The organism is Amycolatopsis sp. PS_44_ISF1 (assembly GCF_032335455.1).
Lineage (GTDB): Bacteria > Actinomycetota > Actinomycetes > Mycobacteriales > Pseudonocardiaceae > Amycolatopsis.
The window spans coordinates 2,091,661-2,115,475 of sequence record NZ_JANUXO010000001.1 but is presented as its reverse complement, the minus strand read 5'-3'; the positions used below and the strand labels follow the sequence as shown (position 1 = coordinate 2,115,475).

Sequence of the window (23,815 nt, the reverse complement as noted above, 5' to 3'; positions counted from 1 at the left end):
ATGCTCGACTCCACCGAACTCGCCCTGTACCGCCGGCTCGCCCGTGAGCAGGCGGTGTGCCGGGCCCCGTCGCTGGTCGCCGCCGTGGTGCGCGACGGCCAGGTCGTCTGGTCGGGTGGCCGCGGCCGGGTCGGCGACGCCCGGCCCGACGCCGACACGCAGTACCGGCTGGGCTCGATCACCAAGACCATGGTCGCCACCGCGGTGATGCGGCTGCGCGACGAGGGGCGGCTCGAGCTGACCGACCCGCTGGAGCGGCACGTGCCCGGCACGGCCTTCGGCTCCGCGACGATCGCCCAGCTGCTTTCGCACACCTCGGGACTGACCTCGGAGTCGCCGGGCCAGTGGTGGGAGCGCGCGCCCGGCGCCGACTGGGCCGCGCTGGTGGCCAGCCTCGGCACCGGCGCGACGAAACTGCGCCCCGGCTTCAAGTTCCACTACTCGAACGTCGGTTTCGGCGTGCTCGGCGAACTCGTCGCGCGCCACCGCGGCCGGCCGTGGCTCCAGGTGATCGACGAAGAGATCCTGACGCCGCTGGGCATGAACCGCACCACCCCGCAGCCGCAGGCCCCGCACGCCGAGGGCTTCGCCGTGCACCCGTTCGCGGACGTGCTGCACCCCGAGCCGTCCCCGGACGCCGGGGCGATGGCCCCGGCCGGTCAGCTGTGGTCCACGGTCACCGACCTCGGCCGCTGGACCGCCTTCCTCGGCGGGCACACCGGCGGGGTGCTGAGCGAGGACACCGTCGCCGAGATGCGGGTGATGAACACCGTCGACGACACCGAGGTGTGGACCACCGGGTTCGGCCTGGGCCTGATGGTGGTCCGGCACCAGGGCCGCCACCTGGCCGGGCACACCGGCTCGATGCCGGGCTTCCTGGCCACGACGCTGGTCGACGCGAACACCGGTACCGGCGCGCTGTGCCTGGCCAACTCCACCGCCGGGGTCGGCATCGTGGCGCTCACCCTGGACCTGATGAACACCGTGGACGAGCTGGAGCCCGCCGTGGTGCCGGAGTGGCAGCCCACCGCGGTGGACCCGGGGCTGCTGGCCCTGACCGGGCTGTGGCACTGGGGCCCCTCGCCGTACACCCTGCGCGTGCTGGCCGACGGGATGATCTCGCTGGACCCGATGCAGGGGACGGGGCGGGCGTCGCGGTTCCGGCCGACCGGCCCGGACACCTGGCTGGGCCTGGACGGCTACTACGCGGGCGAAACGCTCACCGTCGGGCGAACCGCCGAAGGCGTCGCGAACCACCTCGACCTGGCCACGTTCATCTTCACCCGGACGCCCTACGACCCGTCGGCCCCGGTGCCCGGCGGCGTCGACGAGGCCGGCTGGCGCTAGCGGACCCAGAAGGACGCGGCGGTGTAGACCCCCCGGCCCGGTAGGCCCAGGCCGACCGGGCCGGGGCGCGGCTCGCCGAACACCCACACCCGGTGGTGCGCCACGAGTTCGGCGGCGATTTCCGGCGGGCAGCCATCGATGTACAGGCTCGCGGGCCGGCCGGGCCCCAGCACCACCCAGGCCCGGACCTCCCGGTCGGGCCAGAGGTGGTCCTCGACCATCCGCACGTCGACCGGGGTCAGCGGCCCCGAGCCGACGTCGCGGCGCTCGTCCCGGATCTCCGACGCCCAGAGGGCGGTCGCCCCCGCGAGGATGAGGGCCGGGAGCAGCAGCAGCCACAGCCACCCGGACCGGACGATCCCGGCCACCGGCACCGCGACGACCGCGGCCCCGGCCAGGACCAGCACCGGAATCCGCAGCCGGTACTGCCACCGGAGCAGGGCCAGCGAGGCGCCCCGCGGCCGGGTCCGGCGCCCGGGCACCCGGCCGACCGGATCCGTGGTGAGCAGCCCGGTCGCGGACAACCCCCCGATTTCGACGGTGACCAGGCCACCGGGGTCGTCCCCATCGAGCCTTTCGCCGCTGAGCCACAGCTTCCCGTCACGCACCACGGCGCGGGCGAGCGGACCGGCGAACTCCGACAGGATCAGGTAGCCGCGACGGCCGTCCCGGAGGGAGAGCGTGAGCCGGGCCCGGGCGATCTCCCCCGTCCAGTCCCACTGGCGGGTGTCGCCGTCTTCGATCCGCGCGCGCACGGCGAAGCCCCGCGGTGGCTTCGACGGGACCACCGCTCGCGGAGCCCGGAACGCCAGCAGCAGCCACCCGACCGAGAACAGCAGGAACACGGCGGCCACCACCCAGACGCCCACCGCCGCCGACACCTCGTCGGGCTCCGGCGGCTCGGCCACCATCGCGCCCGCGAGGAACAGCACCACGGCCACGGCCACGGCCGCCAGGCACCAGCGCCCCACCGGGCGGGGCCGCGAACGCTTGCGGCCGCCGGAATCCGGGAGTTCCACGAGATTCCGAGGCTCACCGGGCCGGCCGGGGTCGTCGGGGTCGTCGGCGCGCAAAGGTGCCCCGCGCCAGGTCAGCCATCGCGGCAGGTCGGGGACGAACACCAGCACCAGCGTCACCGCGAAGCCCAGCGGCAGCCCGATCGCGGCCGAGGAGTCCCAGCCCATGGGCAGGTGCACCAGCACCGTCAAGCCGAACAGCGCGAACCACCACCACCGTGGCCGGTAGCGCTCGCCGTCCCGTTCGCCGGGATCGTTCCGTATCGGCTGTCCGCTCACGGTTCCACCTGTCGGACACCGGGCCACCGCCGTTAGCAGGTGCGTCCCGACCTGAGAGACTGCCCACATGACCGACGCAGCGGAGTTGAGCATCCCTGACGACCTCAAGCCGGCCGACGGCCGCTTCGGCTGCGGACCCTCGAAGGTCCGCTCCGAGCAGCTCGCCAAGCTGGCGGAGTCCGGTTCCACCTACCTCGGCACCTCGCACCGCCAGAAGCCGGTGAAGTCGCTGGTCGGCCGCGTGCGCGCGGGGCTGTCCGAACTCTTCTCACTGCCCGAGGGCTACGAGGTCATCCTGGGCAACGGCGGCACCACCGCGTTCTGGGACGCCGCGGCGTTCGGGCTGGTCCGCGAGCGCGCCCAGCACTTCACCTACGGCGAGTTCTCCTCGAAGTTCGCCGCGGTGACCGACGGGGCGCCGTTCCTGTCCGACTCGATCGTGGTCAAGGCCGACGCCGGCAGCGCGCCGGAGATCGCCTACCAGTCCGGCGCCGACCTGGTCGGCTGGGCGCACAACGAGACCTCCACCGGGGTCGCGGTGCCGGTCCGCCGCCCCGCGGGCCTCACCGCCGGCGACGGCACGCTGGTCGCGATCGACGCCACCTCCGGCGCCGGCGGCCTGCCGGTCAAGGCCGAAGACTTCGACGTCTACTACTTCGCCCCGCAGAAGTCGTTCGCCTCCGACGGCGGCCTGTGGATCGCGCTGGCCTCGCCGGCCGCGGTCGAGCGCATCGGCGAGATCGGCGGCGGCGACCGCTGGATCCCGGAATTCCTGTCGCTGACCACGGCCCTGGACAACTCGCGCAAGGACCAGACCTACAACACCCCGGCCGTGGCCACGCTGTTCCTGCTGGCCGACCAGATCGAGTGGATGAACGGCCAGGGGGGCCTGGACTGGACCACCGCGCGCACCAAGGACTCCTCGACCCGGCTGTACGAGTGGGCCGAGAAGACCTCCTACACCACGCCGTTCGTGTCCGACCCGAGCCTGCGCTCGCCGGTCGTCGGCACGATCGACTTCAGCGACGAGGTGGACGCCGCCGCGGTGGCGAAGGCACTGCGCGCCAACGGCATCGTCGACACCGAGCCGTACCGCAAGCTGGGCCGCAACCAGCTGCGCGTCGGGCTGTTCCCGGCCATCGACCCGGACGACGTCACCCAGCTGACCCGCAGCATCGAGTACGTGGTCGAACGCCTCGGCTGAAATCCACCGGTGAAAGCGACGGGCCCCTTCCCCCGCGGAAGGGGGCCGTCGCTCGTGCGGCCCGGAAGCCACCATCGGTATTCCACTCATTCGTGACAGAACGTGGTCGGCGTGTCACGCGATCCGCGGCCGGGGTTGGGCTGAGAGGATGGTGAAGATCGAAATGAATGACAGCAAGCGGGTGCAGTATCGGCGCGCCTCGCACGTCAAGTCGACGCGCCGTTCTAACGTGAGCACCCACAAAGGTGAAGTTCGGGGAGGCGAGAAATGCGGGCGCTACGGGTGATCGGGCTGCACGAGGACGGCAAGTCCATTGTGCTCGAAGACCCGGCGAGCCGTACGCGCTTCCTGCTCCCGGCCGATGAGAGGCTGCGCGCGGCGGCGAGGGGTGACATCGCCCGGCTGGGCCAGATCGAAATCGAGTTGGAGAGCCAGATGCGGCCACGCGAGATCCAGGCGCGAATCCGCGCGGGGGAGTCCGTCGAGCAGGTGGCGGGTGGTTCGGGCGTTTCGATGCAGCGCGTCGAGCGCTTCGCCTATCCCGTGCTGCTCGAACGCTCCCGCACCGCGGAGCTGGCGCAGAGCGCCCACCCCGTTCGCGAGGACGGCCCCGACGTGCAGACGCTGGGCGAGGTGATCGCGTACGCCTTCGGCGTCCGCGGCCACGACTACGGACAGGCCCGGTGGGACTCCTGGCGCGGCGACGACGGCAAGTGGGTGGTCGTGCTGCGCTGGAAGGCCGGCCGCTCGGACAACCGCGCGCACTGGTCCTTCGCCCCCGGCGCGCACGGCGGCACCGTGACGGCCCTGGACGAGAACGCCGAGGTCCTGCTCAACCCCAACGCCTACCGCGCCCCCCGCACGGTCCGCGCCCTGGAGCCGACCCGCGACGCCGTGATCCAGCCGACGCTGGACTCGGCTTCGGCCGACGAAGTGCTCGCCATCGAAGCGCCGTCCCGCCCGAAGGAGGGGGAGGAGGACGACACCCGCGAAATCCCCCGCGTCCCCCCGTCCGACGACGACGCCGCCGCCGACCCGGATTCCGACGAGCCGCGGACGAAGGCCAAGAAGAACCACCCGATCGTGCCGTCGTGGGAGGACGTCCTGCTGGGTGTCCGCTCGCAGCGGGGCTAGCCCCCGACCAGCGTGGCCAGGGACCTCGGCGCGACCACCCGGTAGGCGTCCCGGATGATGCGGTCCACCTCGGCCCAGTCGACGTCCACGTCCAGCCGCACCCCGAGCCAGCCGTGGCGGCCCACGTACGGCGGCCGGAAGAACCGGTCCGGCTCGGCGCGCACCAGTTCCTCCTGGGCGCCGGGCGGGGCCGGGCACCAGAACGCGAGCCGCCCGTCGTCGTGGTGGTGGTCGGCGAACCGGGCGAACGACTTCTTCTCCCGGACGAACCAAGCGGGCTCGCCGTGGCTGATCCGCTCGCAGGACTCGGGCAGCGCGAGGCAGCGCCGCCGCAGTTCGTCCACCGGAGCCATCGGGCCAGTATCGGCCGGACCGCGGCGCAGCGCCAGTCCTCGGCGACGACCGGGGACCAGGCCCTCAGAAGACGATGGCCAGCACCCCGGCCCAGGCCACCACCAGGCCCGCCGCCGCGCCGAACACCGCCCAGCGCAGGATCGGCAGGCTGCGGCCCAGCCAGAGCGACGGGGTGATCCCGCCGGTGACCACGACAGCGGCCAGCACCGCGAGCCAGCCGCTGGTCTCGCGGGCCAGCGTGGTCGTCAGCGCGAGCATCGCCACCACCACCAGCACCGCGGCGAACGCCGACACGGTCAAGCCGGTGAACCACGGAGTGGGCTCGCGGCGGTGACGCGCGAGGCGCGGTTCGCCGGGTGGACGCGGCGGCGAGGCGGGGTCGCGCGGCGGGGGCTCGACCACCGTCTCGACCCCCGAGACCGGGTCGATGAACCGCACCGTGGTCCCCATCACCGCGGCCAGCCGCCCGGCCAGCTGGCGTCCGCGCTGCGAAACGACCGAGCCCGCGACCTCCGCGTCCGGTCCGGTCCGGGACACCGCCGACGCGACGCGCGCCCACTCGTGCAACGCCTGCGCCAGGTCGGCGCCGATCGCGAGCCGGCGCGGGTCGACCTCGCGCGCGTGCTCACCGCCCGGACCGGCGAGCACGGCGCGCTCGCCGCGGATCCGCAGCTCCATAGTGTCCTTCCACGCCGGCCGCCCTCAGCGTGTCACCTTAGTGGGTGGGCGCCGGACGCACGGAGATCTTCGCGGGAGCATCCTTCACCGCGTGGCGACCGCGTGGAAGGCGACCGCGGCCGCGGTGGCCACGTTCAGCGAGTCGACGCCCGGCACCATCTCGATCCGCACGGCCAGGTCGGCCGCCGCGATGGCCTCGTCCGAGAGGCCCGGCCCTTCGGCGCCGAGCAGCAGCGCGATCCGGCCCGCTGCCCGGCCGGGCAGCTCTCGCAGCGGCACCGAATCCGCGCGCGGGGTGAGCGCCGCGATCCGGAAACCGCTTTCCCGCAGCAGTTCCAGTCCGCCGGGCCACTCCTCGAACGTCGCGAACGGGACGCGCAGCACGTGCCCCATCGAAACGCGGACGCTCCGCCGGTACAGCGGGTCCGAGCAGCCGGGCGCCAGCAGCACCCCGTCGACCCCGAGCGCGGCGGCGTTGCGGAACAACGAGCCGAGGTTCTCGTGGTCCCCGACCCCTTCCAGCACGGCCAGCACACCGGCGCCCGCGACCACCTCGGCCACCGTGGGCGGCCCCGGCCGGTCGGCGACCGCCAGCACCCCGCGGTTGAGGTGGAACCCGACCACCTCGGCCATGGTCTCCGCCGAGGTGACGTAGGCCGGGGCGGACACCCCGGCCAGCTCCCCGGCCAGCTCCTGCAGGCGCCGCGGCACGCCGAGCAGGGCCCGCACCGGGTAACCCGAGGCCAGCATCCGCGAAACCACCACGGTGCCCTCGGCGATCACCAGGCCGCGGCCGCCGGGGCGGTCCGGGCGCCGGTCCGCTGTGGACAGGTCGCGGAAGTCGTCGAGCCGCGGATCGGCCGCGTCCTCGGTGAAGATCAGTTCAGCCACCCGCACAGTCTGACACCCACCCGCAGTCCGCCCGACTGGTCCGAACGACCGGTGCGGCCTGGTACGAACGGGCGCATTTTGCTGTCGGTCAACCCACCGTGACGGAGAGCACCAGTTTGGCCGCTAGCCGGTGCCGACGCACTGTGCAACGGTGGCGCCCTGCACTCCCCGCCCGGACACCCGCGGATCGCAGCCAAGGAGCGCGTCACACATGGGTACGGATCTCTCGGCCACATCGTCCGAGCAACTCGACCGCGGACGGTACCGCCGTAAGGTCCAGCGTTGCCTCGACACCCTGGCCCGTATGCTCACGGACGGAAGCTTTTCCTTCCCCCGCAAGAACATCGGGCTCGAAGTGGAGCTGAACCTGGTCGACGGCGGACTGCGTCCGTCCATGACGAACACCGCCGTGCTGGAGGCCCTCGACGACCCCTCGTTCACCACCGAGCTGGGTCAGCACAACCTCGAGCTGAACGTGCCCCCGCGCCCGCTGGCCGGGGATTCGGCGCTGCAACTGGAAGACGACCTGCACGCCTACCTGGGCAAGGCGGCGGCGAAGGCCACCGACACCGGCTCGGCCCTGGCCATGATCGGCATCCTGCCCACCCTGCGCCAGGAGCACTTCGACCAGAAGTGGCTCACCAACAAAGCGCGCTATTCGCTGCTCAACGACGAGATCTTCGCCGCACGCGGCGAGCGGATCGCGCTTTCCATGGAGGGCGCGGCCCTGCCCGGCGCGCCGCCGGAGAGACTGCGCAGCTTTTCGGAATCCATCCTCCCGGAGGCGGCCTGCACCTCGGTGCAGTTGCACCTGCAGGTGGCGCCCGAGGAGTTCGCGGCGCACTGGAACGCCGCGCAGTGCTTGGCCGGCGTGCAGATCGCGCTCGCCGCGAACTCCCCGTTCCTGCTCGGCAAGGCGCTCTGGCACGAGACCCGCATCCCGCTGTTCCAGCAGGCCACCGACACCCGGCCGGAGGAGCTGAAGAACCAGGGCGTGCGCCCGCGCGTGTGGTTCGGCGAGCGGTGGATCACGTCGATCTTCGACCTGTTCGAAGAGAACGTCCGGTACTTCCCGGGCCTGCTGCCGGAGACCGATGCCGAGGACCCGATCGAAGCGCTGGAGGCGGGCCACGCGCCGAAGCTCACCGAGCTGCGGATGCACAACGGCACCGTCTGGCGCTGGAACCGCCCGGTCTACGACGTGGTCGACGGGCTGCCGCACCTGCGGGTCGAGAACCGGGTGCTGCCGGCCGGCCCGACCGTGGTCGACATCGTGGCCAACGCGGCGTTCTTCTACGGCGCGCAGCGGGCGCTGGCCGAGCAGGAGCGGCCGGTGTGGACGCAGATGTCGTTCCAGGCCGCGGAGGAGAACCTGTACGCGGGCGCGCGCAAGAGCTTCGACGCGCAGCTGTACTGGCCGGGCATCGGCTGGATCCCGCCGGACGAGCTGGCCTTGCGCGTGCTGCTGCCGCTGGCGCACGAGGGCCTGCGCCGCTCCGAGGTCTCCGACGAGGCCCGGGTCAAGTACCTCGGCGTCATCGAGCGCCGGTGCCTGGCGCGGCGCAGTGGTTCGACCTGGCAGCGCGAGTTCGTGCGGCGCGCGCAGGACCGCGGCGACGACCGGGAGACGGCGCTGAACCGGATGCTGGGCCGCTACCTCGAGCTGTCGGCGATCGGCGAGCCGGTGCACACTTGGCCGCTGGCCGACTGAGCGGAGCCGGCTCTTCCCCTTAGAGTGAGGAGTACTCAGGCGGGGGTGAGGCGGATGCCGAAGGTGCTCGGTGGCTCGATCGAGGCTCACCGGCGCGAGGTCCGCGCCCGGGTCTTCGACGTGCTGCGCGCGCAGCTCTACGAGCGCGGCTTCGACGCGATCACCCTGTCCGGCATCGCGGCCGAAGCCGGGCTCGGCCGCACCGCGCTGTACAACCACTTCCCGGACAAGGAAAGCCTGCTCGTCGCCTTCGTGGAGGACGAGGCCGCGCGGTACGTCACGCGGCTGCGCGAAGCCGTCGACGCCGAGGCCGATCCGGTCCGGCAGCTCGCCACCTTCGTCCGGCTGCAGCTTCGGGTGCTGGCCGAGTACCACCTGCCGCCGGGCGGTGCGCTGGAGTCGGCGCTCGCGCCCTCGGCGTACCGGCGGATCAGCGCGCACGCCGACCCGATCACCGGGCAGTTGCACGCGGTGCTGCTCGCGGGCGTCGACGCCGGGTGCTGGCCGGCCCAGGACTTCGACGCCATCGTCCCCATGGTGACCGCCGCGCTGGGCAGCCGTCAGGTGATCGACGTGCCCGCCGAACGGCTGGACGACGCGATCGAGGCCGCGGTCGGCTTCGTCCTGCGAGCGCTGGGCGCGGGCGAGGTTCCGGATTCCCGTCCGATTTAGGGTAGCCTAAGACGATCGCGTGCCCTAGGCTCTTTCTGACAGGCTGTCAGAACGATCGCTGGAGGCGTCCTCATGTCGGTGACCGCGGACCTCGACACCCGCCCGTTCTCCGCGACGCTGCGCGCCTCGACCAAGGTGCTGCACGAGCGGGCCAACCACTCCCGGTACATGAACGCGCTGCTGGGCGGGGAGGTGTCACTCGCCGGGTACGCCCGCCTGGTCGTCCAGTACTACTTCATCTACCAGGCGATCGAGCGGGTCAGCGACCGGATGGCGGGCGACGCGGTCGGCGGCGGGTTCGTGTTCGACGAGCTGCGCCGGCTGCCCTCGCTGGAGCGCGACCTCGCCCACCTGGTCGGCCCCGGGTGGCGCACCGAGATCCAGCCTCTCGCCAGCACTCAGGCGTACGCGGCCCGCATCGCCGAAGCGGCTTCGTGGGCCGGCGGCTACGTCGCCCATCACTACACGCGCTACCTCGGCGATATCGCCGGCGGCCAGATCATCCGGCGGCTGCTGGAGAAGAAGTTCGGCCTCGGGGAAGCGGGCACGCGCTTCTACCACTTCGACCTGATGGGCAGCGCGCCCGCGTTCCGGGACCGCTATCGCGCGAAGCTCGATGCCGCGCCCTGGGGTGAACCGGAGCGCGAACGGGTGATCGACGAGACAGCGGCGGCGTTCGAGTGCAACGTCGCCGTCTTCGACGAGCTGGCCCGGGACCTCGACCGCTACCGGGTGGCCTGACCGCGGCCCGATGAGCCCGGTCACAGCCGGTTGACCTCCAGTTTGGTCGAGGTAGAAGGCTCGGTTTCGCAGGGCCTGCTCCCGGGTAGGTCCCTGACGAACCGGTGGTTCCACCCTGTGGTGAGGGCACCGCCCCCGCTCGCCGGGGAGGTGGATCTGCCACTAGGTTCGATACCAGGAACTTGTGTCGAAGACAGAAGGAGGGCCAATGGCCCGGTACGAGCTGCCCGATCTCGACTACGACTACAGCGCGCTCGCGCCGCACATCTCCGGCGAGATCAACGAGCTGCACCACAGCAAGCACCACGCGACCTACGTCAAGGGCGCGAACGACACGCTGGACAAGATCGCCGAGGCCCGTGAGGCCGGCGACTTCGGCGGCATCGTCGGGCTGGAGACCACGCTGGCCTTCAACCTGGCCGGCCACGCCAACCACGTCGTCTGGTGGAAGATCCTCTCGCCCGAGGGCGGCGACAAGCCGACCGGCGAGCTGGCCGCCGCGATCGACGAGGCGTTCGGGTCCTTCGACAAGTTCAAGGCCCAGTTCACCGCGGTGTCGACCACGATCCAGGGCAACGGCTGGGGGGCGCTCTCCTGGGACCCGATCGGCAAGACGCTGATCACCCAGCAGCTGCGCGACCACCACAACAACCTGATCCTGCCGACCGTGCCGATCCTGCTGGTCGACGTCTGGGAGCACGCGTTCTACCTGGACTACAAGAACGTGAAGCCGGACTACGTCAAGGCCCTGTGGAACATCTTCAACTGGGCCGAGATCAGCAGGCGCTTCGAGAACGCGGTGGCCGGCGGCAACGGACTGCTGCTCGGCTGAGTTCGCACCGCTCGTCCCGAACCGGGGTCCTCCCTTCAGTGGGAGGGCCCCGGTTTTCGCTTGACCTGGAGTGCACTCGAGGTGTGAGAGTGGGGGCATGCACGTCGACGCCTACCTCGCCCGCCTGGACCTCACCCGGCCCGTGGCCGCGGATCTGGCCGCGCTGCGGGTGCTGCAAGCGCGCCACCTCGAACGGGTCCCGTTCGAAAACCTCAGCGTGCACCTGGGCGAGCCGATCGAGCTCACCGAGGAAGCGCTGTTCGACAAGATCGTGAACCGCCGTCGCGGCGGCTTCTGCTACGAGCTCAACGGCCTCTTCACGGCGCTGCTGCGCGAGCTCGGCTACGACGCCACCCTGCGCGGAGCCCAGGTCTTCGGCCAGGACGGCACCCCCGGACCGCCGCTGGACCACGCCGCGATCGTGGTGGAGCTGGACGAGCCGTGGCTGGTGGACGTCGGCTTCGGCCGCTTCAGCCGGGCACCGCTGCGCCTCTGCGCCGTCGCACCGCAGGAGGACCGCGACGGCCAGTTCCTCATCCTGGACGCCCCGTACGGCGACATCGACGTGCTGTGCGACGGGAAAGCCGTGTACCGCCTGGAACACCGCCCACGACCGCTCGCCGACTTCGAGCCGATGGCCTGGTGGCAGTCGACTTCGCCGTCTTCGCACTTCACCCGGAGCCTGACCTGCTCGCGACCCACCTCGCAGGGCCGCGTGACCCTCTCGGGCGACCGGCTGATCGAGACCGTGGACGGTGTGCGCCACGAAGTGCTGCTGCCTTCGGAATCCGCCGTGCGGATGGCGTACCGGGTGTACTTCGGTCTCGAACTGACCCGGCTGCCGCTGCCACCGGGTGAGCACCCCTTGACGACGCCGGTTCCGGGCCCGACCATGAACCGGCCCGTGAACGAACCCAGCCCGTGAACGGCCCGCATCGTGAACGGAGCCCCACCCCCGGGGTTCCCGGTTGTGGGGCTCCGTCCGTTCCCGAACTGACTGCCGCTCCCACCACGAAGCGGACGTGTATGAGGTTAGCCTAACCTCATCAAGATCCGCAACCCCGTCCGGTAAGAGACGCGTGTCTCACTCGTCCGAGTGACACCGCCGGTCTCGGGCCGAACTGCGGAAGGCCCCCTCACCAGCGGTAAGGGGGCCTTCGACGGACGTGCGGCCGTCAGACGCGTTCGCGCTTGAGCACCCGGAGCCCGTTGCCGAACCGGCGGACCGGCAGGCTGACCCCGCCGCGGCGGATCAGCACCAGCGCGCAGACCACGGCGGCCAGCAGCGAGAGCGCGCCGCCGATGTAGAACGGGGAGCGCCCGCCGAAGGCGTGGGCCATCCAGCCCGTCATCGGCCCGCCGATCGGGTTGCCGCCGATCAGGACCAGCACGTAGATGCCCATCACGCGGCCGCGCATCTCCGGCGAGACCGAGGTCTGCACCAGCGCGTTCGCGGTGTTCAGGAAGGTGATCGTGGCGAAGCCGAGCGGGATCAGGCCCAGCCCGAACGCCAGGTAGGTGGGCATGAACGCGGTGATCAGCTCGAACAGGCCCAGTAGCGCGCCCGAGATCAGCATCAGCCGCACCCGCGGCCGGCTCCTGGTCCCGCGCCGGGCGGAGGCCAGCGCGCCGGTGAAGGTCCCCACCGCGACCAGCGTGGACAGCAGCCCGTACCCGTCGGCCTGGGTGTGGAAGACGTTCGCGGCCACGATCGGCAGCGAGGTGAAGTAGGTGATGCCGAACGTGCTGACGAAGAACATCAGCACCATCACGGTGACCAGGTCGGAGCGGCGGCGCACGTAGCGCAGGCCCTCCACCAGCTGGCCCTTGGCGCGGGGGACGGCCGGGCCGCGGAACAGCTTGGCCGGGTCCATCAGGGCCAGCCCGGTGACCACGGCGACGGTGCTCACGGCGTTCGCGACGAACAGCCAGCCGGTGCCCACCCAGGTGATCGCGAAACCGGCGACGGCCGGGCCCACGATGCGCGCCATGTTGAAGATCGAGGAGTTCAGCGCCACGGCGTTGGTCACCTGGTCGCGGCCCACCATCTCGGCCACGAACGACTGCCGGGTCGGCACCTCCATCGCGGAGGTCACGCCGAGCAGCACGCACAGCAGGTAGACGTGCCAGAGCGCGACCGCGCCGGTCAGGTCGAGCAGGCCGAGCGAGGCGGCCAGCACGGTGTTCACGATCTGGATGCCGATCAGCATCCGCCGCTTGTCGACCCGGTCGGCCAGCACCCCGGCCCACAGCGAGAGCAGCAGGGTCGGGGTGAACTGCAGGGCGACGGCGATCCCGAGCGCCAGCGGGTTGTTGCCGCTGAGGGTGAACACCAGCCAGTCCTGGGCGATGCGCTGCATCCAGGTGCCGATGTTGGAGATCACCTGGCCGCTGAAGAACAGCCGGTAGTTGCGCACGCCCAGCGAGGAGAACATGCCGCGCCGGCCGGCGGGCGCGCCCGGTGGAGCGGATGTCGGCGGGCTCGACGGCACCGGTGCCGTTTCCCGGGTAGCAGTGGTTTCGGCCGTACGCTCTGTTTCGCTACCCGTGGTGGTCACCGGTGTTAGTTCCCCGCCATCCTGTCGATGATCTCAGCGGCGCGGGAGAGCACTTCCAGCTCCTCCTCGCCGAGTTCGGCCAGTTGCCGGTCCAGCCACGCCTCCCGCACCGAGATGGCCTTCCGCACGTAGGCGAGCCCGTTCTCGGACAGCTCGACGATGGCCTGCCGGCCATCGGTCGGGTGCGGGCGCCGCTCGACGAAGCCCATCTCCTCGAGCGCGGCGATCACCCTCGTCATCGAGGGCGGCTGGACGCCTTCCTTCGCGGCGAGCTGACCCGGGGTCAGCGCACCGCACTTGTGCAGGGTGGACAGCGCCGCGACCTGGGTCAACGTGACGTCGTCGCCCACCCGCTGGGCCCGGAGCCGGCGGTTGAGCCGGACCACCGCGAGACGCAGGCGGCTCGCGAGGGAGCGCTCGTGCGGGTCGCCGGACATATAGTTAGCATACCTTACGAAAATACCGTCCCCGGGTGAACCCCGCCACGACCGGCGCTCACCGTCAGGCGAACAGGGACCGGATCGGGCCGACGGCGAAGTAGGCGACGAAGGCCACCGCGATGACCCACATCAGCGGGTGGACCTGGCGGGCCTTGCCGGTGGCCGCGCGGATCACCACGTAGCTCACGAAACCGGCGCCGATGCCGTTGGCGATCGAGTAGGTGAACGGCATGACCACGATGGTCAGGAACGCCGGCAGCGCGATCGAGAAATCGGTGAAGTCGATCGACTTGACCTGGGTCATCATCAGCGCGCCCACGACCACCAGCGCCGGCGCGGCCGCCTCCACCGGCACCACCTGGTAGAGCGGGGTCAAGAACATCGCGGCGAGGAACAGCACGCCGGTCACGACGTTCGCCAGCCCGGTGCGCGCACCCTCGGCGATGCCCGAGGCGGACTCCACGAACACCGTGTTCGAGCTGGCCGAGCCGAACCCGCCCGCCGCGCCCGCGAGGCCCTCGACGAACAGCGCCTTGCCCACCCTCGGCAGCTGCCCGTCCTCGCCGATCAGCCCGGCCTCCTGGCCCAGGCCGGTCATCGTGCCCATGGCGTCGAAGAAGTCGGCCAGCACCAGGGTGAACACCAGCAGCACCACGGTGATGACCGGCAGCCGGCTCCAGGCGCCGAACGAGACGTCGCCGACCAGCGACAGGTCCGGCAGGCCGGCCACCCGGCCGGGCAGCGCCGGGTAACCGAGGTTCCAGCCCTTCGGGTCGGTGCCGTTCGACGGCCCGGCCTTCACGATCGCCTCGACCACGATGGCCAGCACGGTCGAGGAGAGCACGCCGATCAGGATCGCGCCCTTGACCTTCTTCGCGACCAGGACGGCGGTGAGCAGCAGGCCGACCACGAACACGGCCGTCGGCCAGGACGCGATGGAACCGCCGAGACCGAGCCCGACCGGGACGGTGGTGTGCGCGTCGTCCGGCAGCCGGCGCACGAACCCGGCGTCGACCAGCCCGATCAGGCAGATGAACAGGCCGATGCCCACCGCGATGGCCGACTTCAGCTCCGGCGGCACCGCGCGGAACACCGCCGTGCGGAAGCCGGTGAGCACGAGCAGCACGATGATCACGCCCTCGATCACCACCAGGCCCATGGCCTCGGGCCAGGTCATCTGCGGGGCGATGGTGACCGCGAGCAGGCTGTTGATGCCGAGCCCGGTGGCGATGGCGAACGGGTAGTTCGCGACCAGGCCCATCAGGATGGTCAGCACCCCGGCGACCAGCGCGGTGACGGCCGCGACCTGCGGCACCGGCAGGATCGCGCCGAGCACGTCCCGGTGCGCCGACGGGGTATCGGCCGAGAAGCTGCCGATGATCAGCGGATTCAGCACCACGATGTAGGCCATGGTCACGAACGTGACCACCCCGCCCCGGACCTCCCGGCCCGCGCTCGAACCCCGCTCGGTGATCTTGAAGAACCGGTCCAGTTTGGACACGTCCCGCGCCCGCTGCGCCTGCTCCGACATCCGCCTGCCCATCTCTCCCGACCGCCACCACGGACACGCCTCGCGGGCGTGACCCCGGGGGTACCCTTCCCCATGTGGATGAACCGATCAATTCCCCGGAGGTTACGGGCTCGTTGCGGCCCACGCCCGACCTGCCGAAGCGGCTCACCGACCTGACCCCGGTGGTGGTCGTGGGCACCTCGGCCTGGCTGGTCGCGCTGGTCGTCCTGCTGGTCGTGGCCCGGGGCGTGTGGGTGTGGACCGCGTTGTGCGGGATCGTGCTCGGGTTCATCGGCTTCGGCATCGTCTTCTGGCAGCGCGCGGCGGCCCGGCGCGGGTCGAAGTCGGCGCAGCGGGTCTGAGCCCGGCGCAGGGACTTTCGGGTCACACCTCGCCGGTCGACGGGCCCCGGCGGCGGTTCACGCGGGCGCGGCCCAGGTCGATCTTCGTATCATCGGATCATGACTGAACTCCGCGCCCTCGGCCGCTCCGCGCTCCGCGTCTCCTCGTTCTGCCTGGGCGGCAACGTCTTCGGCTGGACCGCCGACCAGGAGCAGTCGGTCGCGGTGCTCGACGCCTACACGGCCGCCGGCGGCAACTTCATCGACACCTCCGACTCGTACATGAACTACTTCCCCGAGCAGGGCAACCAGCCGGGCCAGTCCGAGACGATCATCGGCGGCTGGCTGGCCCGCCGGGACCGCGACAGCGTGGTCGTCGCGACCAAGGTCGGCGACCACCCGCAGTACCTGGGCCTCAAGCCGGCCACCATCAAGGCCGCCGCGGACGAATCACTGCGGCGGCTGCGCACCGACCACATCGACCTCTACTACACCCACTTCGACCGGGACGAGACCATCCCGGTCGAGGACATCATCACCGCGCTCGACGACCTGGTGAAGGCCGGCAAGGTCCGCACGATCGCGACGTCCAACATCAGCCCCGAACGGCTTTCGGCCTCGCTGGCCTTCTCCGAGCGTGAGGGCCTGGCACGCTACGAGGTGCTTCAGCCGCAGTACAACCTCGTCTCGCGGGACACCTACGAAGGCCCGAAGCGGGACATCGTGCAGCGTGCGGGGCTGTCCTGCGTGCCGTACTTCGCGCTCGCCTCGGGCTTCCTCACCGGCAAGTACCGTCCCGGTGAGACGGTCGACAACCCGCGGGCCATCCCGGGCATGGCCGGCGGCTACGCCGACACCGAGCGGGGGGTGAAGGTGCTCCAGGCCCTGGAGGACGTCGCGACCGCGCACGAGGTCGAGCTGGCCACGGTGGCCGTGGCCTGGCTCGCCCGGCAGCCGACGGTCGCCTCGCCGATCGCGTCCGCCCGCACCGTCGAGCAGTTGAAGGCGCTGTTCGCGCTGGACGACCTGCGCCTGTCCGACGGCGAGCTGGAGACCCTGGACACGGCCTCGGCCTTCTAGTTCAGCAGCGTCCGCGGAGACGGGTCGTCGAGCAGGGCGGTGATGCGGTAGCGCTCCGCCCAGCGCCCGGTGGCCCAGGCGAACGCCCGCGCCAGGCCCTCCGAGGTGTCGGCCGCGTGCAGCCGCCCGTCCGACCACCAGGGAACGTCGTGGGCGGCCCCGTCGAGCGTGACGGTCAGCGGGTCGTGCAGCAGCGGGCCGCCGTCCGGCAGCACCAGTCCGAGCTGGTCGGCGACCAGCCGCAGCGCGGGCAGCTCGGCCCAGGGCACGTACTCGCCCACGCTGGTCACCTCGGCGCTCAGGCTGCTGGCCGGCGGCAGGTCGAGCAGTTCGGCCAGCCGCTCGGGCTCGTCGGGCGCGGCGACGACCCGGGCCGGGTCCAGCGCCGCGGCGGGCCAGGGCACGTCGAGGACCACGGCGAGCTCGGCCTCGGCCACCGAACCGTCGGCGACCCGCACGCGCACGGGCGCACCCAGTTCCTCGACGTCCACATCGGACGCCGTCAGGGCCCGGTGCGCCCGGGCGGCCAGGCCCGGCGAAACCGTGCGGCCGGCGTCGCCGAGGCGGTCGAGCAGATCGGCGGCGTCCTCCACAGTGGACAAGGTCAGTCCGGTCCGGACACCGGCGGCGAGCAGGAGGTCTTCGGTCAGGCCGAGATCGGGCACCACGTCGTACAGCCCGGACAGCTCGACCGCCTCGGACAGCCGCCACGACCCGGGCGCTTCGCCGGCCAGCAGCGCATAGCGGGCGAGCCACCAGCGGGCGTGCCCCTCCGGCGTGTGCAGCGCCTGCCAGGTCTCGGGCCGGGCCGCCAGCAGCCGGAGCGCGGCGGGCCAGGCGTCGTCGGCGACCAGGTCGAGGTCGCGCACCGCCACGACGGTCGGCGGCTGCGGCTCCAGCGAGTCCCACCAGGACTCCTCGTCGGGCAGGCCGTGGTCGGGCTCGTGCGGCTCCTCGTCGCGGACCACGGCGAACGAATCCAGCACCCCGGTCGCCACCAGGGTGGCCTGCGGCCAGTCCCCGGCGAACTCGTCGTCGAGCACGGACATCGCGCCGTCGGGCTCGAACACCTCGGGGTCGAACACGTCCAGCAGCGGGGATTCGGGCAGCACCAGCTCGTCCGCGCGCCGCCAGCCGTCCTCGGCGGGCAGCGCGAGCGCGCCCGCCCACTCCGGCGCCCGGTCGCCGCACTCGGCGATCAGCCGCAGCACCGCGCCGGCGAGGTTCATCCCGTCCGAACCGGACCGGACGTCCTCGACACTGCGCTCCACCGCGTAACGCACCTGATCGGCCTCGAGCAACTGCCGGGCGTCCGCGTGCTTGGCCCCCAAGCGCTCCAGCAGCGCGTGCGCGGCGGCCGGGTGGACCAGGCGCAGCCCCGGAACGTCCACATCGGACAGCAGAGCCAGCAGTTCGTTCGAGCCGTCCACGAGCAGCGCCCCGCGGGCGCCGGGCAGCGTGCGGCCGTCCGACAGCGGGACGGGCAGCCCGTCGAGCTGCGCGGGCGAGACATCGTGGGTGTCGACGGCGATGGCGAGCGCCGCGTAGATGCGGTGCCACCACTCGGGTTCACGGCTGATACCGGTCAACCGGTCCAGCACCTCCGCGACGGAGAGCGGCTGGGCGAACACCGGCTTGAGCACGCGGGCCGCGCCCGGCGGGGCGGGCACCAGCCCGGGCACCAGGTCGGCCAGCAGCGGCGGCAGACCCGGCACGTCGACGTCGAGGACCCGGGCCTGCCGTCCGCTGATCTCCGTACCGTCCTGAGTGGACAGCCACGGCTCCTCGGCCAGCACGGCGAAGACCAGGTCGCGCAGCTGGGCGTCCACTGTAGAGCGGGGGAAACCGGCCACCGGCACGAGCGCGAACCGGTGCTCGGCCGGGATGGCCCGGACGAGTCCGACGTAGTCCTTCGCCGCCGCTTCCAGCGCCGCGGTGAGGGCCGCGCCGGGCAGCACGCGCCGTCGCGACGGCTCGACCGGTACCGTCGCGATGAGCCGCGCGGGCAGCGAGAGCGCGTCGTCGGTCGGGGTCGGGGCGTGGAGGACGTCCTCTTCGAGGGGCAAGGGCACCCCGTCCCCGTCGACCGGGACGGCCCAGCCCTCGTGGGTCAGCCAGCGACGGTCGCCACCCGGGCCGCGGATCTCGACGAGCTGATCGCCGCTGCGCATCCAGACCCGGCCGTCGACCTCCACCTCGGCCAGCCACGGCAGGGCCAGCAGCAGGTCCGGGAGTTCGGCCGCGAGGCCGCCGAGCAGGCTTCGGGCCGCTTCCGGGTCCCGCAGCGGCAGCCGAACCTCGGTGTCGTACCCGGCCGGAGGCTGCTCGTCGGTCGGCCAGAGCAGGCGCAGCACGGGGACTTCGCCTTCGCGCTCGGCCGCCTCGCGAGTACGGCTCGCGGAGAAGACCACCCCGCCGGTGGTCGAAACCACCCGCGGTTCGTCGGTCACGGTCAGCACGGCGGCGAACCCGACGCCGAACCGCCCGACCGTGTCCTGCTGCTCCTTGCCCGAGGCCCGCAGCGAAGCCAGCGACTCGACGCCTCGCGGGTCCAGCGGCGTCCCGGTGTTCGCCACCCGCAACTCACCGTCCACAACGGACACCCGCACCCGCCCGGGCGCCTTGGCCGCGAAGGCCGCGTCGGCCGCGTTCTGCGCCAGCTCGACGAACAGCCGGTCCCGGTACGCGCCGACCCGCAGGTCGCGCTCGGCGTTGGTGTCCTCGGTGAACCGCGTCGGGGAGTCCCGCCACGCGCGCAGCATCGCCGCGCGCAGCCGCTCGGTCCCGAACGGATCCCGGTCAGCCGCGCTCGTCACCGGCCGGTGTCGGCGGCGTCGGTGCCTTCGGAGGTGGCATCGGCGGGAGCGTCTTGAACGGCAGTGCCGGTGGCCGCCTCTTCGACCTCAGCGGCGTTCGCCACCGGATCCACCGGCTGGACCAGCGGCTCGGCCACGACGGCGTCCGGCACCGCGGCCGACTGCGCGATCTCCGCGGCGGGCGACTCGGTCTCCACGGACTCGGCCTCAGCGGGCTCGGCCTCCGCGGACTCGATCTCCACAGGGCCGGTCTCCACGGACTTGGCCTCGGAGGACCCGGTCTCCACGGGCTCGGTCTCGGCGGCGGCCGACTCCGTCTCGGCGGACTCGGTCTTCTCGATCCCCTCGGGGGCCTCGGCCGGGGCAGGGGTCTCCTCGTCGGCCGGGGCGGCCTTGTCCTCGGCGACCTCCTCCACCGCGACCGCGGCGGCCGCTTCCGGCTCCACCGTCTCGGCGGTCACCGTCTCGGCGGTCACGGCTTCCTCGGTCTCGGCGACCGTCTCGGCCTCCACCGGAACGGCAGCGGCAGCCGTGGCCACGCCCGGCGCCGGGGCGAAGTCCAGCAGCGAGTCGTCGTACACCAGCTCCGCGACCGGGATCGAGGAGGTGATCTCGACCTCCACCTCCGAGTGCGCGCCGCAGCCGTACTCGACGTCGACGATGTGGCCGTCGGCCGGGGAGATGTCGTTGGTGCAGCCGCCGAACGAACCACGCAGCGAGCCCGCGAGCGGCACGAAGAAGCCGCACGCGCCGCAGGTGCCGGGGGCGCTGCGGGCCATGTCCGAGCGCGGGCCGAACTCGCCTTCGTGCCAGCGGGCCGCGGCGTCCTGGCGGCCGAAGCGGGAGAGCACGTGCACGCGGCCGAGCCCGGCCTCGTGCGCGACCTCCTCGACCGCCGGGTCGTCGGACTGCAGGTACGCCGGCACCAGCCGCGCGTCGTCCTTGTCGGCCGGGAAGATGTCGCCGACCCCGAGGTCGCCGGCGCGGACCCGCTGCTCCCACGGCACCCAGGTCGGCGCGACCAGCGCCGCCGGACCGGGCACGAGCGCGAGCTCGCTGACCGTGACCGGCTGGTCGGGCCCGGCCAGCGCGACCGTCACCGACCAGTGCCAGCCGAGGTAGCCGGGCACCGAGGCTTCGAACAGGTGGCTCGCCGAGACGGCGTCCTCCCGTTCCACGCCGGCGTGCTCGCCGACCTGGTCAGCCGGGGCGTCGGCCAGCACGGCGGCGCGCGCCACGTCGGCGGCGTCGGCGAGCTTGCGGTGGATCGAGCCGTCGTCCAGGGTCAACAGCAGCGTCATGCCCCCAATTGTGCCGCACGCATCCGCGCCGCCCGTGCCAGGCTGTGCTAGTGCGAAACCCGATCATCTGGCCGCTGCTGGCCGTCGCCCTCGCGAGCGGCTGCGCGGGCACCCAGGCGGAGCCGGCCGCGCCGGAGCGGCTGACCGTCCAGGTGCTGGGCACGCTGCCCCACGACACCTCCGCGTTCACCGAGGGGCTCGAGTTCTCCGGCACCACGCTGTACGAGAGCCGCGGCCTCGCCGGGCAGTCGGCTCTCACCGCCGGACCGGCCGGGCAGTCGCCGGCCACCCGCGTGGCCCTGCCGGCGCCGCTGTTCGGCGAGGGCGTCACCGTGCTCGGGACCAAGCTGTGGCAGTTGACCTGGCAGGACGGCTTCGCCATCGAGCGTGATTCGAAGACCCTCGCCGATCTGCGCCGGGTGCCGTTCGAGGGTGAGGGCTGGGGTCTGTGCCACCAGCCCGACGGCCGGCTGGTGATGAGCAACGGCACCGCCAAGCTCACTTTCCGTGACCCGCAGACGTTTGCGGTAACCGGCAGTGTCGACGTGGGCGTGGACCAGCTCAACGAACTCGAGTGCGTCGGTGACACGGTGTATGCGAACGTGTGGCAGACCGGCAAGATCCTCCGCATCGACGCGAACACCGGCCACGTCACCGGCAGCATCGACGCGAGCGGCCTGCGCACCCCGCTCCACCCGGGCGAAGACGTGCTCAACGGCATCGCCGCGATCCCCGGCACCGACGAGTTCCTGGTCACGGGCAAGCTGTGGCCGGCCACGTTCCGGGTGAGGTTCGTCCCCGAAACTCCGCGAAACCGCTCAGGAGCGGGCGGAACGCCGTCCGGATGAGGCAGGATTGACCGGTGGCACTCTTCGGTTCCCGCTCCGATCCCGACGGCCCGAGTTCCGGCCGTCCGGGTCAGGGGCGCGGCCGGAAGTCCAAGCGACGCTGGACGCCGGAGCCCGGCTCCACCCCGGCCCGCTCCTGGCGGGAGGCCCCGCCCCCGGCCGCGAACCCGCAGCCCACCAGGGTCGAACACCCGGTCGAGCCGCCCCGGGCCCGGCCCGGGCCGCACACCGCCGAGCCACCGCGGGCGCAGCCGTACCCGGCCGAGTCACCGCCGGCGCGACCCCGGCCGTACCCGGCCGAGCCGCCACGCGCGCGGCCCGAGCCCGCCCCGGCGAGGCTCCGGCCCGAACCGGCCCCGCGCGCCGAGCACCGGCCGCCGGAACGCCCCCGGTCCGCCGAAGACGCGCCCCGAAGCAGCCGCTTCTACGACGACGCGGCACCCCACGAACCCGGTGGGCGCCGTCCGCCGCCGCGAGTAGCCCGGCCCTACCCGTCGCCGGAGCAGCGCACCGAGCCGGTGCGCCCGCGCGGTTACCAGGACCGGCCCCGCAGTGACGAGTACGAGCACTACGACACCGGCGGCTACGCGGGTGAGCCCCGCATCGACCCGGACGCCGATCGAGATCTTCGCACCGCGGCCGTTCCCGGTGCGGGCTCGATCCCGAAGCTGCCGAAGAAGCTGACCGTCACGAGGGTGGCCGCGCTGCGCGGCCGACAGCTGAGCGGCCGGGCCATCGGCCTGTTCCAACGCGCCACCAAGGCCGACGGCGCGGACAAGTCCGGCCTGACGGCGCTGATGTACGCGGTGATGCTCAACTACGCCAGCGACGCGGCGATGGCCATCGCGCTGGCGAACACCCTGTTCTTCGCCGCCACCAGCGGGGAGAGCAAGGGCAAGGTGGCGCTCTACCTGCTGATCACCATCGCCCCGTTCGCACTGGTCGCGCCGGTGATCGGACCGGCGCTGGACAAGATCCAGCACGGCCGCCGGTTCGCCATGGGCGTGGCTTCGATCGGCCAGGGCCTGATGGCCGTGGTGATGGCCCTGCACTTCGACGACTGGCTGCTCTACCCGGCCGCGCTCGGCATGATGGTGCTGTCCAAGTCGTTCACCGTGCTCAAGGCCGCGATCACCCCGCGGGTGGTGCCGCCGGAGATCACGCTGTCGAAGACGAACGCCCGGATCACCGTGTTCGGCCTGGCCGCCGCCGGGGTGTTCGGTGCGCTGGCCAGCGGGGTCAACAGCATCTGGGGCTCGGCGGGCGCGCTGTGGTTCACCGCGGCCATCTGCGTGGCCGCGGCCGTGCAGTCGATGCGGATCCCGTCCTGGGTCGAGGTGACCGAGGGCGAGGTGCCGACCTCGCTGTCCGCGAAACCGGAGCCGAAGCAGCGGCGGCAGCGCCAGCCCATGGGGCGCCACATCGTGGTCGCCCTGTGGGCCAACGGTTCCGTGCGCGTGCTGACCGGCTTCCTGATGATGTTCGCCGCGTTCGCGGTCAAGGAGCAGACCGAGGGCACCGGGCACAGCCCGTTCACGCAACTGCTGCTGCTCGGGATCATCGGCGCCGCGGCCGGGGCCGGCGGCTTCGTCGGCAACGCGCTGGGCTCGCGCCTGCACTTCGGCTCGCCGGACCAGGTGGTCGTGCTCTGCGTGGCGGCCTGCGTGGTCACCACGCTGGTGGCGACGCTGCTGCCCGGGCTCGCGACCGCGGCCGTCGTCGGCCTGGTCGGCGCCACGGCCAGCGCGCTGGCCAAGATCAGCCTCGACGCCGTGATCCAGGAGGACCTGCCCGAGCAGTCGCGCGCCTCGGCGTTCGGCCGGTCGGAGACGGTGCTGCAGCTCGCGTGGTGCTTCGGCGGCGCGGTCGGGCTGCTGCTGCCCCCGACCTACTGGATCGGGTTCCTGGTGGTCACGGTGCTGCTGGCGGTCGGGCTGACGCAGACGTACCTGGTGCGCCGCGGCAGCTCGCTCGTCCCCGGCTTGGGCGGCGACCGGCCGCTGCGCCCCGAGCCGACCGGCAGCTTCCCCGCGCAGGGCACGGCGGGGACGCGCCGGTAGCC

At 72.3% G+C, this 23,815-nt stretch carries 21 protein-coding genes; 12 read left to right on the top strand and 9 right to left on the bottom strand.

The genetic code is table 11. The features are described 5' to 3' along the window. On the top strand, window positions 1-1,347 hold the full coding sequence (locus NYF13_RS09660) for a serine hydrolase domain-containing protein (protein ID WP_315655726.1): 1,347 nt from the start codon (window positions 1-3) through the stop codon (window positions 1,345-1,347). On the opposite strand, the gene NYF13_RS09655 is transcribed toward NYF13_RS09660, so the two are convergent. After that, window positions 1,344-2,642: a hypothetical protein gene (locus NYF13_RS09655; protein WP_315655724.1), complete on the bottom strand. Its 1,299-nt coding sequence runs from the start codon at window positions 2,640-2,642 to the stop codon at window positions 1,344-1,346. The genes NYF13_RS09660 and NYF13_RS09655 overlap by 4 nt on opposite strands. A 67-nt stretch (window positions 2,643-2,709) precedes the next feature. Between NYF13_RS09655 and serC the strand changes: the two genes are divergently transcribed. Next, window positions 2,710-3,846, top strand: coding sequence for a phosphoserine transaminase (serC, locus tag NYF13_RS09650; RefSeq protein WP_315655723.1), 1,137 nt, complete (start codon window positions 2,710-2,712; stop codon window positions 3,844-3,846). A gap of 267 nt (window positions 3,847-4,113) precedes the next feature. Next, entirely contained in the window at window positions 4,114-4,980 is an 867-nt protein-coding gene (gene sepH / locus NYF13_RS09645; RefSeq protein WP_315655722.1) for a septation protein SepH, read from the top strand. Here the strand turns inward: sepH and NYF13_RS09640 are convergent. From NYF13_RS09640 to NYF13_RS09630, 3 genes are all read right to left on the bottom strand, one after another. After that, window positions 4,977-5,333, bottom strand: coding sequence for an MmcQ/YjbR family DNA-binding protein (locus NYF13_RS09640; protein WP_315655721.1), 357 nt, complete (start codon window positions 5,331-5,333; stop codon window positions 4,977-4,979). The genes sepH and NYF13_RS09640 overlap by 4 nt on opposite strands. Window positions 5,334-5,397: 64 nt before the next feature. Further along, the gene (locus tag NYF13_RS09635) at window positions 5,398-6,012 is read right to left on the bottom strand and encodes a DUF2537 domain-containing protein (RefSeq protein ID WP_315655719.1); all 615 of its coding nucleotides are present in this window, start codon (window positions 6,010-6,012) and stop codon (window positions 5,398-5,400) included. 84 nt (window positions 6,013-6,096) lie between these two features. After that, the gene (locus NYF13_RS09630; protein ID WP_315655718.1) at window positions 6,097-6,903 is read right to left on the bottom strand and encodes an RNA methyltransferase; all 807 of its coding nucleotides are present in this window, start codon (window positions 6,901-6,903) and stop codon (window positions 6,097-6,099) included. Between the two features lie 211 nt (window positions 6,904-7,114). Here NYF13_RS09630 and NYF13_RS09625 point away from each other — a divergent pair, with 211 nt between their 5' ends. The 5 genes from NYF13_RS09625 (at window position 7,115) to NYF13_RS09605 (ending at window position 11,784) form a co-directional block, all read left to right on the top strand. Further along, window positions 7,115-8,614, top strand: a complete 1,500-nt coding sequence (locus tag NYF13_RS09625) for a glutamate-cysteine ligase family protein (RefSeq protein WP_315655717.1) — start codon at window positions 7,115-7,117, stop codon at window positions 8,612-8,614. A 54-nt stretch (window positions 8,615-8,668) separates the two neighbouring features. Continuing rightward, complete coding sequence (locus NYF13_RS09620) at window positions 8,669-9,286, top strand: TetR/AcrR family transcriptional regulator (RefSeq protein WP_315655716.1); 618 nt, start codon at window positions 8,669-8,671, stop codon at window positions 9,284-9,286. Window positions 9,287-9,358: 72 nt separating this feature from the next. Further along, on the top strand, window positions 9,359-10,027 hold the full coding sequence (locus NYF13_RS09615) for a biliverdin-producing heme oxygenase (RefSeq protein WP_315655714.1): 669 nt from the start codon (window positions 9,359-9,361) through the stop codon (window positions 10,025-10,027). 208 nt (window positions 10,028-10,235) lie between these two features. Next, the gene (locus NYF13_RS09610) at window positions 10,236-10,859 is read left to right on the top strand and encodes a superoxide dismutase (protein ID WP_315655713.1); all 624 of its coding nucleotides are present in this window, start codon (window positions 10,236-10,238) and stop codon (window positions 10,857-10,859) included. Between the two features lie 97 nt (window positions 10,860-10,956). Next, a complete protein-coding gene (locus NYF13_RS09605; protein ID WP_315655712.1) occupies window positions 10,957-11,784 on the top strand; it encodes an arylamine N-acetyltransferase in 828 nt (275 codons plus the stop codon). A 250-nt stretch (window positions 11,785-12,034) separates the two neighbouring features. Here the strand turns inward: NYF13_RS09605 and NYF13_RS09600 are convergent, their stop codons facing one another. From NYF13_RS09600 to NYF13_RS09590, 3 genes are all read right to left on the bottom strand, one after another. Next, entirely contained in the window at window positions 12,035-13,294 is a 1,260-nt protein-coding gene (locus tag NYF13_RS09600; RefSeq protein WP_315655711.1) for an MFS transporter, read from the bottom strand. Window positions 13,295-13,422: 128 nt separating this feature from the next. Continuing rightward, window positions 13,423-13,854, bottom strand: a complete 432-nt coding sequence (locus NYF13_RS09595; RefSeq protein ID WP_315655710.1) for a MarR family transcriptional regulator — start codon at window positions 13,852-13,854, stop codon at window positions 13,423-13,425. A 64-nt stretch (window positions 13,855-13,918) separates the two neighbouring features. Then, window positions 13,919-15,388, bottom strand: coding sequence for an NCS2 family permease (locus tag NYF13_RS09590; protein ID WP_315655709.1), 1,470 nt, complete (start codon window positions 15,386-15,388; stop codon window positions 13,919-13,921). Between the two features lie 113 nt (window positions 15,389-15,501). On the opposite strand from NYF13_RS09590, the gene NYF13_RS09585 reads away from it, so the two are divergent. Both NYF13_RS09585 and NYF13_RS09580 read left to right on the top strand, forming a co-directional pair. Then, window positions 15,502-15,729 (top strand): DUF2530 domain-containing protein, encoded by a 228-nt coding sequence (locus tag NYF13_RS09585; RefSeq protein ID WP_315657281.1) that lies wholly within the window; start codon window positions 15,502-15,504, stop codon window positions 15,727-15,729. Between the two features lie 99 nt (window positions 15,730-15,828). Continuing rightward, on the top strand, window positions 15,829-16,788 hold the full coding sequence (locus NYF13_RS09580; protein ID WP_315655707.1) for an aldo/keto reductase: 960 nt from the start codon (window positions 15,829-15,831) through the stop codon (window positions 16,786-16,788). Here the strand turns inward: NYF13_RS09580 and NYF13_RS09575 are convergent. Both NYF13_RS09575 and NYF13_RS09570 read right to left on the bottom strand, forming a co-directional pair. Continuing rightward, window positions 16,785-19,550: a sacsin N-terminal ATP-binding-like domain-containing protein gene (locus NYF13_RS09575; RefSeq protein ID WP_315657279.1), complete on the bottom strand. Its 2,766-nt coding sequence runs from the start codon at window positions 19,548-19,550 to the stop codon at window positions 16,785-16,787. The two genes, NYF13_RS09580 and NYF13_RS09575, sit on opposite strands and share 4 nt — an antisense overlap. Before the next feature lie 50 nt (window positions 19,551-19,600). Then, a complete protein-coding gene (locus NYF13_RS09570; protein ID WP_315655706.1) occupies window positions 19,601-20,905 on the bottom strand; it encodes a DUF3027 domain-containing protein in 1,305 nt (434 codons plus the stop codon). Window positions 20,906-20,955: 50 nt separating this feature from the next. On the opposite strand from NYF13_RS09570, the gene NYF13_RS09565 reads away from it, so the two are divergent. Both NYF13_RS09565 and NYF13_RS09560 read left to right on the top strand, forming a co-directional pair. Further along, the gene (locus NYF13_RS09565) at window positions 20,956-21,753 is read left to right on the top strand and encodes a glutaminyl-peptide cyclotransferase (protein WP_315655705.1); all 798 of its coding nucleotides are present in this window, start codon (window positions 20,956-20,958) and stop codon (window positions 21,751-21,753) included. 14 nt (window positions 21,754-21,767) lie between these two features. Beyond that, complete coding sequence (locus tag NYF13_RS09560; RefSeq protein WP_315655704.1) at window positions 21,768-23,813, top strand: MFS transporter; 2,046 nt, start codon at window positions 21,768-21,770, stop codon at window positions 23,811-23,813. Window positions 23,814-23,815 lie beyond the last annotated feature (2 nt).